The following is a 15,905-nucleotide window of genomic DNA, read 5'->3' as shown; positions in this document are numbered from 1 at the left end:
ACACAGTATTTACTTAAATTAATAAATTGAACATTTTTAAAACAAAAAAAAGCTTTTGATTAGCAAAAAATATTTTTATATTTTAAGTCAGATTTATAAAAACACATGGAGAAAATAATTATGTTTCGCTGGGCTATTATTTTTGCTGTTATCGCACTCATCGCAAGTTTATTAGGTTTTGGTGGTGTGGCAGGTCTTTCTAAAGACTTTGCAGTCATCCTTCTGGTTGTTGCCGTAATTTTAGCAATCGTAGGGTTTATATCACGCGGTCGAGCCTAAAACTCTAGTATTTTACTCAACAAAAAGAAGGATTTATTCCTTCTTTTTTTATGTCATCACAACATATTTTCTCACATTTCTATTGTGATAATTCATCACAAAGTCATTTTAAAACGTTGTTTTTATGATTTAATCAAACTCTTATCGCTTATATACAAGGATTTTAACATGACAGTTGCAATAAAAACTCGCGAAATAGAATATCAAGCTAAAGACGGCACTCGCCTTATCGGATATTTTGCTACACCAGAGACAGCAGAGCCTGTCGCGGGAGTTATTGTTGCACCTGAATGGTGGGGACGTACAGAATACACCGAACAACGTGCCCGTGAACTTGCAGAACAGGGATATGCAGCTCTGGCAATCGACATGTACGGTGATAAAAAAGTAACAGAACAGGCTTCTCAGGCCAATGAGTGGATGACCCAAACATTTCAAAATGCAGACACTATTGTAGATCGTGCAACAGCAGGTTTAGACACTTTGGCAGCCCAAGTTGAAGTTGACAGCAATAAACTGGCAGCTATTGGTTTTTGTTATGGGGGAAAAGTCGTTTTAGATTTAGCCCGTTCTGGTGCTCCGGTTAAAGCTGTTGCATCATTTCATGGCACCCTGGCACCAAAAGCACCTGCTGAAAAAGGCAAAGTACAAGCTGAACTTCTTGTTTTGCATGGTGAACTGGACAGCATGGTTACTTTAGAAAATGTCGAGAGCTTTAAAAATGAAATGAATCAAGCTGCTGCCAATTATGAAGTAATTATTCTGAAAGATGCCAAACATGGATTTAGTAATCCGCTTGCTGATGAGCGAGCAAAAACCAATGGTATAGATCTGGGCTATAACCCAGATGCAGAAAAAAAGGGACTCGATGCAATGTATGCCTTATTTAAAAGGACTTTAGATTAATTTAGCGACTCGATCAAAGTAGCTTTACTGATTTTAAAAGCTCAAATCAAGAGTCTGATACAACTTAGAGGACAATATAATGACTGAAAAAAAATGCCCATATTGTGAGTTTGATGAGTTTAATATCATCGATAAAAATGACTTTGGCGCGATTTTGCCTGAACCCAATCCCTTAACTGAAGGTCATTCAGTCATTATTCCATTACGTCATGTGTCATCTTTTTTTGATGTTACAGATAAAGAGCGTAAGAGCCTTTCGTCATTACTAGAACTGGCTAGAAATGAGTTAAAAATCAGACATCAACCCGAAGGTTTTCATATTGCATTCAACGACGGCAACGTTTTTGAAACACAAGAAACAGACCACTTCCATATTCATATCATTCCTCGTTATAAAGACCAACCATTAAAGCTGGATAGACGCTGGGGTATTATTAATGAAGAATAATCTTCGCTAAATCGAAACAGGCGCTACTGCGCCTTTTTTGATGTGTTTCAATTCATACTGATTTATCACACTAGAAACAACCGAGTTTGGTTATACTTAAGCGCTATTTTTATACTTGAGTCCACATGTCAGATTTCTCCTTTTCAGATGCACTTTTAACTTGGTTCGATCAGCATGGAAGACATGACTTACCTTGGCAAGTTGCAGATGATCCATACAAAGTATGGGTATCGGAAATTATGCTACAGCAGACTCAGGTGAAAACAGTCCTACAATATTTTGACCGTTTTATTGAGCGTTTTCCTACTGTAGATGACTTGGGCAAAGCTTGTTGGGATGATGTTGCTCCTTACTGGGCGGGACTGGGTTACTATGCACGTGCCAGAAATTTACATAAAGCAGCAGCTATTGTCAGTCATAATGGTGAGTTCCCCAGAGATCTGGAAGGATGGATTGAACTGCCAGGCATAGGTCGCTCTACCGCAGGTGCACTTATGTCATTGGGCTTACGTCAATATGGCGTGATCATGGATGGCAATGTCAAACGTGTGCTCTCCCGTTTTTTTGCTATAGAAGATGACCTGTCTAAACCCGTACATGAAAAAGCGATGTGGGAGCTGGCAGATCGTCTCTGTCCAACAACGCGAAACCATGATTATACTCAGGCCATCATGGATTTGGGGGCAACAGTTTGCACACCTAAAAAGCCTCTGTGCCTGTATTGTCCAATGCAGGCACATTGTCAGGCACATCAACAAGGTCTGGAAACCGAACTTCCCTACAAAAAACCCAAAAAACCAGTTCCAGTAAAATCAGCAAAAGTTATTTTAATCAAAAACAATAAACAGTGGCTCTGGCAACAGCGTCCCAATACTGGACTCTGGGGCGGATTATGGTGCTTGCCTATTGTAGAAGACGAGTCTAAATTTCAACAACTATGTCAAAGCTTCAAACTGATATCCAAAACTGAACCTGTGCAGATTTCACATAGCTTTACCCATTTTACATGGCTGTTAAATACTCATATTTTCGAAGTTGATCAGGATCAGCAAGAATATATTCAGACTGAGCTTGGCGGAGAATGGCTAGAACCACAAAAAGCTACACAAATGGGGATTCCAACAGCCATGAAAAAATTGATCACAGCCCTAAAAATGTGACATAGTCAGACACGAGTCATCAACTTTATAAATTTTAAATAGGATCTCTCGTGTCTGGTTTACTTCGATATTGCCTGATTGGTTTTTTAGCTGTTCTGATCACCGCATGTACAACAACTCCTAAAAAAACAACACCACTCCCGCAAGCTCAAATCTCAAAATTAAAAGCCATGTCTATGCCTGACCGATTACCTATACCTGTACAAGGTGTCCGTGCCAGTCAGCTTACCGATACATGGGGTGCTGCCCGCAGCCAGGGACGCTCACATGAAGGAATTGATATTCTGGCTCCACGTGGAACCAAAGTTTATAGTACAACTGAAGGAGTTGTTGCTAGCTTAAAGGGAAATAATCTAGGTGGCAAAGTTATCTGGATTATTGGTCCTGGTGGTGCATGGCATTACTATGCACATTTAAGTGGGCATAAACATGGTCTGCGTGAAGGTGACTATGTGAAACGTGGCGCTCTTATTGGCTATGTTGGCAATACTGGTAATGCCAGACATACTGCCCCTCACCTGCACTATGGATTATACTTGGCAGGTAAAGGTCGCGGTGCCGTGAACCCTTATCCATATTTACGCTAACTTTAGGAAAACTTCATGTCGGAAGCATTGATTGGTCGTTTGGTTGAATTTGCAGAATCAGGCAATCAACAAAAAATTGTTTTGAATGGGCAAACCTTTCAAGGCTGGATCATGGAAATAACTGAAGAAGCTCTTTTGATTAGTACAGGATTCTCGGATAAATCAGGTAAAGATTTCTGGATTAAATTTGATGACTTAACCCAAGCTGAACTTTCTTTCTGGGACAATAAAACAGATCAGTGGATCAATTTTAAAATATAAAAAATTTAAGGAGTATCAATTCATGACCATAAAACGCTGCGGCTGGTGCTCCGATGATCCAATCTATATCGAATACCATGATCATGAATGGGGTAAACCCAATCATGATGAACAGCATTTATTTGAAATGCTTTGCCTAGAAGGGCAACAAGCTGGTCTTTCATGGATCACTGTTTTGAAAAAACGTGAAGCTTATCGAGATCATTTCTTCAAGCATCCCATTCAGACCGTAGCTGAAATGAGTGATGATGTATTGCAGCAGAAATGTCAGGATGCGAGATTAATCCGGCATATTGGTAAATTAACAGCCATCCGGGACAATGCCATTGCATGGCAGAATATGAAACAACAAAATATCAATATGGTAGATTGGCTCTGGGGTTTTGTAGAACATACCGTTCAAAATAATGATGTAGCAAACTACAAAGATGCACCTGCCCAGACAGAAACAAGTCAGAAACTGTCAAAGGCATTGAAAAAGAATGGTTTCAAGTTTGTTGGCCCTACTACGATATATGCATTTATGCAGGCAGTCGGCATGGTCAATGACCATGAAAATGACTGCTGCGCTCGCTAGCATATTTACATTCAAATACGGGAAAAAATCATGGCAGAAAATAAAATTCATGCCTATGCAGCAATGCAGGCAGGTGAAAAACTGATCCCTTACCAATTCGATGCCGGAGAACTTCTCCCTCATCAAGTTGAAGTCAAAGTCGAATATTGTGGGCTTTGCCATTCCGACCTTTCAGTCATCAACAATGAGTGGAAGAACTCGATTTTTCCTGCCATCGGTGGTCATGAAATTATCGGTACGATTAGCAAACTAGGTTCTGAAGCTAAGGGCTTACATATTGGACAACGTGTAGGCATCGGCTGGACTGCTGAAAGCTGCCAGCACTGTGACCCCTGCGTAAGTGGACAAGCTGTATTATGTGGTGAATCCAAAGCAACGATCATTGGACATGCCGGGGGATTCGCGGATAAAGTTCGTGCAGGCTGGCAATGGATCATTCCTTTTCCTGAAAATCTGGATCCTAAAAGTGCAGATCCTTTATTATGTGGGGGGATTACTGTTTTTGACCCACTTTTAAAACATCAGATTCAAGCTGTACACCATGTAGCTGTTATTGGTATTGGCGGACTTGGTCATATGGCAATCAAACTGCTCAAAGCTTGGGGTTGTGAGATTACCGCTTTTACCTCTAATCTGGACAAGACAGAATAGCTTAAAACGATGGGAGCAGATCATGTTATCAATAGTCGGGATGATGCTGCAATCAAAAGCCAATATGGCAAATTTGACTTACTTTTAAGTACAGTTAATGTAAGTTTAAACTGGAAAGCCTACCTGAATACACTTGCACCCAATGGTACAATACACATGCTAGGTATGGTTTTAGAACCTATACAAATATCTGCTGGGACACTCATTGGTGGTGCAAAATCTATTACAGGTTCACCAACGGGTTCACCCTTTGCTTTACGCCAATTACTTGAATTTGCTGCTCGCAAAAATATTGCACCACAAATTGAAGTTTATCCTATGTCAAAAATTAATGATGCAATTGAACGTTTACACTCAGGTAAAGCACGCTATCGGATCGTATTAGAAGCTGACTTTTAAGAATATTTTACAACCGTATACATTGAGTGGAGTTATCTATAAGTCCACTCATTCAAAAACACATAAAAGCATTAAAAAAAGACCATACCTTGATAAGGCTGATTTCGGCATGCATTTAGTCGACTCGCCAGATCACCACAGTGTACCTCCAGCTTATGACCATCTGGATCCAGAAAATAAACTGATCTATCTTCACTACGGTTTTCTTTCCATTCAATTATGCCATTACGCTTCAATCTGCTTTTAAATACATCAATTTCAGCCTCAGAAATTGTAAAGGCATAATGTGTATAATCCTGCTTTTGACTAGCATTATCAACAGATAGACATAACCATAACTGTCCTATAGATAAATATGCACCAGTATCCCATTTGGCCTTTGGCTGAAAACCCAATATATTTTGATAAAAATTAAAACTGCGTTTAATTTCACTCACCGCAAGAGTGAGGTGATTTAGTCCAGTTAACATCGCTACAATGTCCCTTATAAACTAGCTAATCCGGGATACCCAGTTTAGATCTTGTCCAGTTCGCCAAAACCATAATTGCCTGTTGAATTTCATCTGACAACTCATGTCCTGCATTTAAACGGATGCAATTTCTATAACGGTCATCCTCGCCAAAAACCTTACCAGGTACAATGTTGATACCTTGCGCCTGAGCAAAATAATACATCTCCAGACCATCTATACTTTCTGGGAACTGAAGCCACAATGAATATCCCCCCTGCGGCTGGTTTAAACGGACATCCACACCATAAAATGCCTGAATAATAAACTGACGATATTGTTCAACCTGATTCATTAAAATTGGATGCAAGGCATTGAGATGCTGCCGATAGGCTCGACTATAAATCAGATCAGCCAGTCCCAATTGTAATGGTGTATTCACAGCCACATTTTGAACAAAAATTTTGCTACGTAAATGCTTTAAACGTGGGCTGATACACAACCATCCAACCCGATAAGATGGTGAAAGTGATTTTGAAATAGAACTGCATAAAACAACAAAACCATCCTGATCCCAATACTTGATCGGCAATGGGCGATTTGCACTAAAACTACACTCAGAATAAATATCATCTTCAATCACATAGCATTGATACTTTGCAGCGAGCTTAGCGATATGTTCTTTTTCAGTATTGCTGAGGCAAAAGCCCAAAGGATTTTGAAAATTGGCTGTCAGCAAGCACACTTTTGCACCCGAGTTTTGCATTGCCTGTTCCAGGCGTTCCAAATCAAAACCGTTGGTATTCGCTGGAATTTCTATAATCCTGCGTTTCAGTGCTGCTAACAGCTGTAGTTGCCCATTAAAATTAGGGGTTGGAATAATGACACTATCACCAACTTGAGTCAGACTTTGTAAGATTACTGAGAGTGCTGGCATACAGCCATTGGTGATATAAATATCTTCGCTCGAAATAAAAAAACCATCCTCTGCCCAATGTGTACTCAATGCTTCACGTAAATGCTGATGTCCCTGACGCTCACTATATAAAAAATCTTCTGGTTTACTATGTTTTAAGGCCCGTTGGATCGAACGGCGTAATGCATCAACAGGAATCAGATTTGGTGACAGTTGAATTGAACCCAAATGAACCACATCACTCGCTATTGCTGCTTCCAAAATCTCGATCTGCAAATCCAGATGAGAAACTTCACGTGGTCTGGAAATAAAATCTGGATGGCTTGGAACTGCGACTGTCTGCTTTTTCACAGCTTGAACAAAATAGCCCGATTTATTTTTGACAAAAATATGTCCTTGAGCCTCAAGTAGTTCATAACAGTTTTTTGCTGTATTCAGACTAATACTTTGCTGCTGTGCAAACTGTCTGAGAGAACTTAAACGTTGCCCTGTTTCCAGCTCACCACTATAAATTTTTTGAACGATCTGTTGGGCAAGTATCTGATATTGGAAACTCATTCCGCTGTATCCATTTTTTAGTAATTATTGTATCTGTAACTATAAAAATAACAGATTTATTCTCCTCATGTCACCCACAACAGTCGATAAAAAAGGAAAAAAATATGAAAATCATCATATTTATAATATTGGCTTTTGCCTTGCTGGCATGTCATAACAAACCAGAAAATAAACTGGCACAACAACAGCACCAAATCTGCAAATCGCTTATTCAAAGCTATCTTAAAGCAAATCATCTGGGGGATTATTACTTATATCGGTTACAACCGACATTACTAACCCAAAGTAATCAGCGAGAATATACATATAAAAATGCAAGCGATGCTGCCGCCAAATTAAATAATATTTCGCCCAAAAAGTTTACCTTTGAATGCCATCAAACAGCACAGCAGCAATATGTACTTTCATTAAAGATACCAAATAAGCTATCTCAAACATTAATACATACTGATACAGATCCGACAATTCAAGCTACTGCAGCGTCCACGCTAGCTTTTCTGCCAAAAACTCAATAAACAGACGAACCCGTTTTGGCAGATGCTCTTGCTGATAATACACAGCATGAATATGTTGATAATAACGTTCTATTTGATCTTCAAACAAGGCAATTAAATTGCCTTGTTTCAGATCCTCTTCAATCAGAAAACGGGATAAGCAAGTAATACCTAAGCCTTGTAATGCCAACTGCCGGACAGTTTCACCATTCGATGATTTTATTTTTGGAAATACCTTGAGATGTTCACCATTGACCGGAATCGGCCAGATATTTAAATGATTCAGTTTACTGAACCCCAAGATTGAATGATCCAATAGCTCCTTTGGCGTTTGAGGTAAACCATTTTTTTCCAAATATTCGGGGCTTGCTACGATATACAATCGATATTTACATATCAGTTTGGCATGTAAACTGGAGTCGTTTAACTCGCCAAAACGAATTGCAACATCAGTTTTATGTTCCAATAAATCTATCACTTGATCATTACTATTGAGTTCAATTTGTATATTTGGATAACGCTCTACAAACTCATTGATCAAAGGTGCAATTACATGTAAAACAAAAGGTGTTGCTGAATCAACTCTTATCAGCCCCGAAGATTCACTATCAGACCTGAGCAAAGCATCTTCTGCTTCATTTAAATCATTCACAATTTTCTTGGCTTTTTCTAAAAATAACTGCCCTTCCTGTGTCAGCTTGAGTTTACGTGTAGTTCGCTCTAAAAGTGTAACATTCAATTTACTTTCCAGACGCTGTAATGCTCGACTTACACCTGAGGTCGTTTGTGATAAATGTTCTGCTGCCCGGGCAATTGACCCCGTATCTACAATACTAATAAAAGCCTGTAATTCATCTAAAGTTGATTTCATCGCAATTTCTGATATGTATTTATTGATTTTTAGTCAATAATATTTTGCAAATTTCTCTATTTTTTTGCAAATAAAAAATCCGCAAAATAAGTGCAATTTCACAGAATATAATTCGAGATTTTTATGATTGTTCCCAAATTTGGTGTAGGTACATTTCGTTTATCTGGTCAGGCTGTTGTCGACTCGGTAAAAAATGCACTTGAAACCGGTTATAGAGCAGTAGATACCGCACAAATCTATGGCAATGAAACTGAAGTTGGTCAAGCGATCCGTGAAAGTGCCGTCAATCGTCAAGATCTGTTCATTACGACCAAAATCTGGACAGAGCATTATTCACATGAAAAATTGATCCCTAGTTTAAAAGAGAGTTTACATAAACTTGGTACAGACGTCGTAGATTTAACATTAATCCATTGGCCTGCGCCCAAACTGGGAATTTCCATAACTGAAATGATGCAAAATTTACTGGAAGCAAAACATCAAGGTTTAACAAAACATATTGGTATTTCCAATTTCAACATTGAGCTGACTCAACAGGCGATTGATGCTGTAGGTATAGAAAATATTACAACTAATCAGATTGAGCTTAGCCCCTATTTGCAAAATCAAAAATTAGCCAGTTTTTTGCAGTCTCAAAATATTGATGTGACATCTTATATGACACTCGCTTACGGCAAAGTCCTCAACGATCCTGTTTTAGGTAAAATTGCAAAAACCTATCAAACCTCAACTGCACAAATTGCTCTGGCTTGGGCATTACAAAATGGTTATGCCGTGATTCCCTCTTCGACTAAACGCGAACACTTGCTCGCCAATCTGAAAGCACAGGATATCCAGTTAAATACAGAAGAAATGTTGCAGATCTCCTCTCTTGAACGAAATGGACGTGAAGTCAATCCTGAGAACTTAGCACCAGAATGGGATTAGGAAATGATATGAAAATTAATTTTCCTCTACTCGCATTAGCCGTAGGTGCGTTTGCAATTGGGACTACAGAGTTCTCACCAATGGGTTTTCTACCGCAGATCGCTGAAAATCTGCATATTTCCATTCCTACAGCAGGTATGCTCATCACAGCATATGCCCTCGGCGTGATGATTGGTGCACCGGTCATGACGCTATGGTTTGGACATTTTTCCAGGCGTAAGGCTCTGATCTTGCTGATGAGTATTTTTACGCTTGGCAATATTTTGGCAGCAATTGCTCCTAACTATCTAGGTTTGATGGGTGCTCGTATCATTACCAGTTTAAATCATGGAGCATTTTTTGGAATAGGATCGATTGTTGCGACCAGTGTTGTCCCCAAAGATAAGCAAGCCAGTGCAGTTGCTACCATGTTTATGGGATTAACTATTGCCAATATAGGAGGAGTTCCTCTTGCAACATGGGTTGGGCAAAACATCGGCTGGAGGATGTCTTTTGCTGCCATTGCAGTGCTAGGTTTAATCACGATGTTGGCATTGTGGAAAGCCTTGCCCGAGAGTTCAAGAGGACAACGTCCAAATGTTAAAGCCGAACTTCGAGTCTTAACACGTTTACCTGTCGTACTGGCACTTTTAACAACCGTAATGAGTGCAGGTGCAATGTTTACGCTATATACATATATTGCACCAAGCCTCATTCATATCACACACGCCAGTCCTGGCTTTATTACCTTGATGTTAGTTTTAATCGGAATCGGATTTTCGATTGGAAACCACTTGGGTGGAAAGTTTGCAGATTTGTCTTTAACCAAAACCCTTACTGGCTTTTTATTGTTGCTTATGGTCATGATGTTGCTCTTCCCCATATTGGCACAAACACATATAGGCGCTGCGATTGCATTGGTGATCTGGGGAGCTGCCGCATTTGCCGTCGTCCCACCACTACAAATGCGTGTAATGTCTGTTGCTCATGAAGCCCCGGGACTCGCATCATCAGTCAATATAGGTGCTTTTAATCTTGGAAATGCACTTGGTGCAGCGGCAGGTGGTGCCGTACTCGGCATGGGCATGAGTTATGCTGCAGTTTCGATTACTGGCGCTGTACTGACAGCTTTAGGTTTATGTTTAGTATTTATACAAATGAAAATGAATGGCCAAGAAATCCAACAGACTTGTTAGTTTTTTCAATTTCATCATCATGCGCTATTAAGAAAAAGCGGGATGCTATGTTGGGATGGGTATATGGATATACCCATCAGTCCAATCAGGTGTTTTCCTGCAGAATATATTCATAGCCTCTTTGAAAAAGAGAAACAATCTTCAGAGTAACTCGGTTTATAAAATAGTTCTCCCCTTCTTCTACTATGAAGAAGGTAACACTACATCCTGATCACTTACTTCAGCATTTCAGGCAAGGGTGGAAGCTTTGGGTTTTTAGCGAGTTCAAGTTTCATTTTTTGCAGCATTTGATAAGGCATTTGCTCTACAAACATATTTGCGACACTTGATGGAATAGCCCCTTCGGGATCCGCAAAACCTGCATTGGAGACTTTTACTTTATTCGGACCCAACTTCTGGAAAGTCCAATCCCCCTCATAATTTGTCATACGAACATAGTTCGCATTTTTAGCTTTCCCCCCAATAATCGCTTTATTTTTTATACTGATATTTCCATTGGCATCTTTAGTGATTTTACCACGAGCTACCATATCTCTATTTTTAAGTGGGAATGGGAAATGTAAAATCATATAGATGGTAAATTCACCTTTTTTGTCATCGCGTGAAAGTAATTCAACCTTGGCAATATTGGGTGCCCAACGAGGTGCATGTTCAAGATCCAGAACCAGTGCTACTGCTTTTTCAATAGGTACATCAAACATGGTTTCCGACTTATAGGACAATACCGAATTATTGGAGTCCTTATATGTCCACACCTTTACATTATTTTTATCTAAACTGAGTTTAGCATTGCTGGGTAAGGCTGCCTGTGTTGCCAAACTCAAACTACTGACAACACAAGCTATAAACATCACTGTCTTTTTCATTTTATTATTCAAATCTTCTTTCAGGTTTTTTATTTTATATATTTTAAAGTTAGGCTTAAATATCATTTAAGCCTAAAACATCTTTCATATCGTACTTTTTCGCGTCTTTGCCGACAACCCAAGCCGCTGCACGTACAGCACCCGCTGCAAAGTTCATGCGGTTAGTTGCTTTATGAGTGATTTCAACCCGCTCACCCTCACCGATAAACATCACGGTATGTTCACCAACGATATCACCACCACGAATGGTTTCGAAACCAATTGTTTGACGATCACGTGGTCCCGTATGACCTTCACGCCCATAGACTGCAACTTCTTTCAGGTTACGACCAAGAGTATCTGCCACCGCTTCTCCCATCATCAGGGCTGTACCAGATGGAGCATCGACTTTATGACGATGATGCGCTTCGATGATTTCAATATCCACAGTATCGCCAAATACTTTTGCAGCAAGTTCTAAAAGTTTGATCGAAACATTTACACCCACTGAGTAGTTTGCAGCATACACTACTGGTGTTTTTGTCGCAGTTTGATTCAGCAGGTCTTTTTGTTCATCATTCATACCTGTTGTACCAATCACCATCGCCACACCAGCTTCGCTACATAGCTTCAGGTTCGCAGCGGTTGCAACAGGTGCAGTAAAGTCGATAACTACATCACAGTCTTTTAGAACTTCTTCTAAATGTCCGACCACTTTCACTCCAATAGCGCCGATTCCTGCAAGTTCACCTGCATCTGAACCAACAAGTGTGCTTTCTGGGCGTTCTACTGCCGCTGCAAGTTGATATCCTGCCTGCTGAACAGCTTGGATCAACGTACGGCCCATACGACCGCCAGCACCGACAATACCTATGCGTGGAGCTTGTGACATAAGATCTTCCTAAATCTAAACTTTTAAATTGTGTCTACTATAACAAAAGATAAGGTTTTGGAAAAAAGATATGGTGAGAAAATGTCGATAAAATACATGCTGTATTTTTTCTTATTATTACAATACCCCACAATGATAATATCAATATAAAACTTTTATTTGATCAAAAAGATAACTCATAAAAGCATACCGAATAGATTCATTCAAAATAGCAAATCTAGTCATTCCATATATGTTGTATTATTNTTAGTAAAATTTAAGAATCTTTATCAACGTGCTTGTTCAATATTTTTAACTTCCTGCTTTTTTTAACCAGATACCATCTGACCTATTGTTCATCAATTCCTCTGACAGGTCTGAATACATGATTGATCAGTGGCATAACCAGCTTCTATGCAACATACCTATAACGTAACTCTTTCTTAATGTGATAGAAATACTAGACATGAATTTTATTCATTTTTTAATGAGGCAAAATCATTTTTATTCATGTTTTGATTCAGGTATAAATTACACCATGCTCTTAACGATAGCCCATATTATTGTTAATTCTGAAGAGAACCATTAGGTAAAAATCAGAAAAACCAGGGACTCTATTGTCTGGAATGATCCAAACAAAAACTGGAAAGTCCATGAAGAGCATGAAAAAAATTCAGGTTTTATCGCAGAAATTAGGGTACCAGATCACCATGAGTAACGAGTTCATATTTACGATTAAAAGCATTAGCTTTGATGAAAACTATCATCCCTCAGACAAGACGCGCCTCACTACCAACTTTGCTAATTTAGCTAGAGGAGAAAGCCGTCAACAGAACTTGCGTAACACGTTAAGGATGATTAACAATCGTTTCAATGACTTGGCACATTGGGATAACCCTAATGGCGATCGTTACTCTGTTGAAATTGAAATCATTTCAGGAAATATGGATATTGAAGGTAATGGTGAAGCCTTCCCTATGATTGAAATATTGAAAACGAATATTATCGATCACAAAAATAATGAACGCATTGATGGCATGGTCGGAAACAGTTTTTCTTCTTATGTGCGGGATTATGATTTTAGCGTATTACTACCAGAATTTAATAAAGACAAATCTCAATTTAGCCTGCCAGATCATTTTGGTAACTTGCACGGAAAACTTTTTCAGCATTTTGTAAATTCAGATGCTTACAAAGAGAGGTTCGATAAACAACCTGTAATTTGCCTTAGCGTATCAAGCAGTAAGATCTACCATCGTACTGAAAATCAGCATCCAATATTAGGTGTTGAGTACCAGCAAAATGAATATTCTTCTACTGATGAATATTTCAAAAAAATGGGCTTAGAGGTTCGCTATTTTATGCCTGCCAATAGCGTTGCACCTTTTGCATTTTATTTTAGCGGTGATTTGCTAAGTGACTATACAAATCTTGAGCTGATTAGTGCCATTAGCACAATGGAAACATTCCAAAAAATTTATCGACCTGAGATTTACAATGCCAATTCTGCTGCAGGGAAATGCTATCAACCAAGTTTGAAGCATCAGGACTATTCATCGACACAAATTGTTTATGACCGTGAAGAGCGTAGTCAATTAGCTGTAAAACAAGGCAAATACACTGAACAGCATTTCATCAAGCCATATAAAAATACGCTTGAGCAATGGGCTGCTGATTACGCTGTTTAATTAAACCAAAAGATAAGACTATTGATTATGAAAAGATTATTACCTACTTCGACAGCTGGCAGCTTACCTAAACCTTCCTGGCTTGCAGAACCTGAAAAACTCTGGTCACCCTGGAAATTACAAGACGATCAACTGATTGATGGCAAACTCGATGCCTTACGTTTGTCATTGCAAGAACAGCAACTTGCAGGTATTGATATTGTCAGTGATGGTGAGCAAACTCGCCAACACTTTGTTACCACCTTTATTGAACACCTCAGTGGCGTAGATTTTGAGAAACGTGAGACCGTTAGAATTCGTAATCGCTATGATGCAAGTGTGCCGACAGTTATTGGTGCTGTAGCTCGCGAAAAACCTGTTTTTGTTGAAGATGCAAAATTCTTGCGTCAGCTTACCAGTCAACCGATTAAATGGGCTTTGCCTGGCCCCATGACCATGATTGATACGCTGTATGATAACCATTATAAAAGCCGTGAAAAACTTGCATGGGAATTTGCCAAAATTCTCAATCAGGAAGCGAGAGAATTAGAGGCTGCTGGTGTTGATATTATTCAATTTGATGAGCCTGCATTTAACGTCTTCTTTGACGAAGTAAATGACTGGGGAGTTGCTACATTAGAAAGAGCACTTGAAGGTCTCAAATGTGAAACTGCAGTACATATTTGTTATGGCTACGGTATCAAAGCCAATACAGATTGGAAAAAGACACTAGGCTCAGAATGGCGTCAGTATGAAGAAGCGTTTCCGAAGTTACAAAAATCCAAGATCGATATTGTTTCTTTAGAGTGCCACAATTCTCGTGTTCCAATGGATCTAATTGAACTTATTCGCGGTAAAAAAGTGATGGTAGGAGCCATAGATGTGGCGACCAATACTATTGAAACACCAGAGGAAGTTGCCGATACTCTACGCAAAGCACTACAATTCGTAGATGCCGACAAGCTCTACCCTTGCACCAATTGTGGTATGGCACCTTTGTCACGCCAAGTCGCAAGAGGTAAATTAAATGCTTTAAGTGCCGGTGCAGAAATCATTCGCAAAGAACTCGCTTAGTATTGACGACTAGCGATATATAAAGCTGAACAGTTTTACTTCCTGTAAAGCTGTTCACTTTCCTCAAAACAAAGGGAAAGCGTCCTTTCTAGTTAAAACTCAATTAGCTAATATATGCTTTCGCGTCAAAGTCACGTGGCATATAAACATATACAAAAGGATAGTTCCATTTAGGAGCTTAGGAACAAGTGATGATCGAAGCAACAGACTTTAAAAATGCAATGTCTTTGTTAACAAGTGCAGTCAATGTCGTGACTACAGTAGGGAAATCTGGTTGCCACGGATTTACCGCATCTGCTGTATGCAGTGTTACTGATACCCCTCCGACATTATTGGTCTGCATGAATAAAGCTTCCAGATCACATGGTCATTTTGTAGAAAATAAAATCTTAAGCGTTAATGTTTTGGGTGCTCAGCATCAACATATTTCCAATGTATTTGCTTCTAAAATGAGCTCAGAAGAACGATTTAAACATGGCGACTGGACAGAATTGGAAACTGGTGCGCCAGTTCTGGAAGATGCTTTAGTGAGTTTTGATTGTCAGATTGAACAGATTCAAGAAGTTGGAACGCATACTATTTTCATTTGTCCGATTGTTGCCATCCAGAAAAACCAGCAGGATCAAGGTCTGGTTTACTTTAACCGTACTTATCATCAAGTAGGACAACCAGAAACTGTTTAAATTCTATATTACAGGATTACAATTCATTCCTGATATAACAAAAGCAGTTTTCTAAACAACAATTATTTTATTAAATAAAAAACAAAATTTTATACGCTACTTAAAGG

Annotated in this window: 18 protein-coding genes and 1 pseudogene; 14 read left to right on the top strand and 5 right to left on the bottom strand. The window is 39.2% G+C overall.

Annotated elements, in window-relative coordinates; genetic code table 11:
• Positions 1–120 precede the first annotated feature (120 nt).
• The 8 genes and pseudogenes from KPC_RS09950 to ahr all read left to right on the top strand — a co-directional run bounded on the left by KPC_RS09950 (position 121) and on the right by ahr (position 5,268).
• Complete coding sequence (locus KPC_RS09950; protein ID WP_121974221.1) at positions 121–279, top strand: DUF1328 domain-containing protein; 159 nt, start codon at positions 121–123, stop codon at positions 277–279.
• A 168-nt stretch (positions 280–447) separates the two neighbouring features.
• Positions 448–1,185: a dienelactone hydrolase family protein gene (locus KPC_RS09945; protein WP_121974220.1), complete on the top strand. Its 738-nt coding sequence runs from the start codon at positions 448–450 to the stop codon at positions 1,183–1,185.
• Positions 1,186–1,264: 79 nt separating this feature from the next.
• Positions 1,265–1,633 (top strand): HIT family protein, encoded by a 369-nt coding sequence (locus KPC_RS09940; RefSeq protein WP_121974219.1) that lies wholly within the window; start codon positions 1,265–1,267, stop codon positions 1,631–1,633.
• 125 nt (positions 1,634–1,758) lie between these two features.
• On the top strand, positions 1,759–2,793 hold the full coding sequence (gene mutY, locus KPC_RS09935) for an A/G-specific adenine glycosylase (protein ID WP_121974218.1): 1,035 nt from the start codon (positions 1,759–1,761) through the stop codon (positions 2,791–2,793).
• 50 nt (positions 2,794–2,843) lie between these two features.
• Positions 2,844–3,380, top strand: coding sequence for a M23 family metallopeptidase (locus KPC_RS09930; protein ID WP_121974217.1), 537 nt, complete (start codon positions 2,844–2,846; stop codon positions 3,378–3,380).
• A 15-nt stretch (positions 3,381–3,395) separates the two neighbouring features.
• Complete coding sequence (locus tag KPC_RS09925) at positions 3,396–3,641, top strand: hypothetical protein (protein WP_121974216.1); 246 nt, start codon at positions 3,396–3,398, stop codon at positions 3,639–3,641.
• A 22-nt stretch (positions 3,642–3,663) separates the two neighbouring features.
• Positions 3,664–4,218, top strand: a complete 555-nt coding sequence (locus KPC_RS09920; protein ID WP_121974215.1) for a DNA-3-methyladenine glycosylase I — start codon at positions 3,664–3,666, stop codon at positions 4,216–4,218.
• A gap of 30 nt (positions 4,219–4,248) precedes the next feature.
• Positions 4,249–5,268: pseudogene (gene ahr, locus KPC_RS09915) on the top strand (NADPH-dependent aldehyde reductase Ahr).
• A 71-nt stretch (positions 5,269–5,339) separates the two neighbouring features.
• Here the strand turns inward: ahr and fos are convergent.
• Both fos and KPC_RS09905 read right to left on the bottom strand, forming a co-directional pair.
• On the bottom strand, positions 5,340–5,738 hold the full coding sequence (gene fos, locus KPC_RS09910) for a fosfomycin resistance glutathione transferase (RefSeq protein WP_121974214.1): 399 nt from the start codon (positions 5,736–5,738) through the stop codon (positions 5,340–5,342).
• A gap of 25 nt (positions 5,739–5,763) precedes the next feature.
• Positions 5,764–7,191, bottom strand: a complete 1,428-nt coding sequence (locus tag KPC_RS09905) for an aminotransferase-like domain-containing protein (RefSeq protein ID WP_121974213.1) — start codon at positions 7,189–7,191, stop codon at positions 5,764–5,766.
• Between the two features lie 104 nt (positions 7,192–7,295).
• Here KPC_RS09905 and KPC_RS09900 point away from each other — a divergent pair, with 104 nt between their 5' ends.
• On the top strand, positions 7,296–7,706 hold the full coding sequence (locus KPC_RS09900; RefSeq protein ID WP_121974212.1) for a hypothetical protein: 411 nt from the start codon (positions 7,296–7,298) through the stop codon (positions 7,704–7,706).
• On the opposite strand, the gene KPC_RS09895 is transcribed toward KPC_RS09900, so the two are convergent.
• Entirely contained in the window at positions 7,663–8,556 is an 894-nt protein-coding gene (locus KPC_RS09895) for a LysR family transcriptional regulator (protein ID WP_121974211.1), read from the bottom strand. The two genes, KPC_RS09900 and KPC_RS09895, sit on opposite strands and share 44 nt — an antisense overlap.
• Before the next feature lie 123 nt (positions 8,557–8,679).
• On the opposite strand from KPC_RS09895, the gene dkgB reads away from it, so the two are divergent.
• Together dkgB and KPC_RS09885 are read left to right on the top strand one after the other, a co-directional pair.
• Positions 8,680–9,483 carry a 2,5-didehydrogluconate reductase DkgB gene (gene dkgB, locus KPC_RS09890; RefSeq protein WP_121974210.1) on the top strand — a complete coding sequence of 268 codons (804 nt, stop codon included), beginning with the start codon at positions 8,680–8,682 and terminating at the stop codon, positions 9,481–9,483.
• 8 nt (positions 9,484–9,491) lie between these two features.
• Complete coding sequence (locus KPC_RS09885; protein ID WP_121974209.1) at positions 9,492–10,658, top strand: MFS transporter; 1,167 nt, start codon at positions 9,492–9,494, stop codon at positions 10,656–10,658.
• A 215-nt stretch (positions 10,659–10,873) separates the two neighbouring features.
• On the opposite strand, the gene KPC_RS09880 is transcribed toward KPC_RS09885, so the two are convergent.
• Both KPC_RS09880 and dapB read right to left on the bottom strand, forming a co-directional pair.
• Positions 10,874–11,524: an START domain-containing protein gene (locus KPC_RS09880; RefSeq protein ID WP_121974223.1), complete on the bottom strand. Its 651-nt coding sequence runs from the start codon at positions 11,522–11,524 to the stop codon at positions 10,874–10,876.
• Positions 11,525–11,579: 55 nt separating this feature from the next.
• Entirely contained in the window at positions 11,580–12,395 is an 816-nt protein-coding gene (gene dapB, locus KPC_RS09875) for a 4-hydroxy-tetrahydrodipicolinate reductase (protein WP_121974208.1), read from the bottom strand.
• A gap of 689 nt (positions 12,396–13,084) precedes the next feature.
• On the opposite strand from dapB, the gene KPC_RS09870 reads away from it, so the two are divergent.
• From KPC_RS09870 to KPC_RS09860, 3 genes are all read left to right on the top strand, one after another.
• Positions 13,085–14,062: a DUF1852 domain-containing protein gene (locus tag KPC_RS09870; RefSeq protein ID WP_121974222.1), complete on the top strand. Its 978-nt coding sequence runs from the start codon at positions 13,085–13,087 to the stop codon at positions 14,060–14,062.
• Between the two features lie 27 nt (positions 14,063–14,089).
• Positions 14,090–15,115: a methionine synthase gene (locus KPC_RS09865; protein WP_121974207.1), complete on the top strand. Its 1,026-nt coding sequence runs from the start codon at positions 14,090–14,092 to the stop codon at positions 15,113–15,115.
• Between the two features lie 191 nt (positions 15,116–15,306).
• Positions 15,307–15,798: a flavin reductase gene (locus KPC_RS09860; RefSeq protein ID WP_121974206.1), complete on the top strand. Its 492-nt coding sequence runs from the start codon at positions 15,307–15,309 to the stop codon at positions 15,796–15,798.
• The last annotated feature ends 107 nt before the right edge of the window (positions 15,799–15,905 follow it).

Origin of the sequence: Acinetobacter stercoris (assembly GCF_900323515.1) — a bacterium.
Lineage (GTDB): Bacteria > Pseudomonadota > Gammaproteobacteria > Pseudomonadales > Moraxellaceae > Acinetobacter > Acinetobacter stercoris.
Note: the sequence above shows the minus strand (reverse complement) of the source record. Positions and strands in the feature narration are given on the sequence as shown.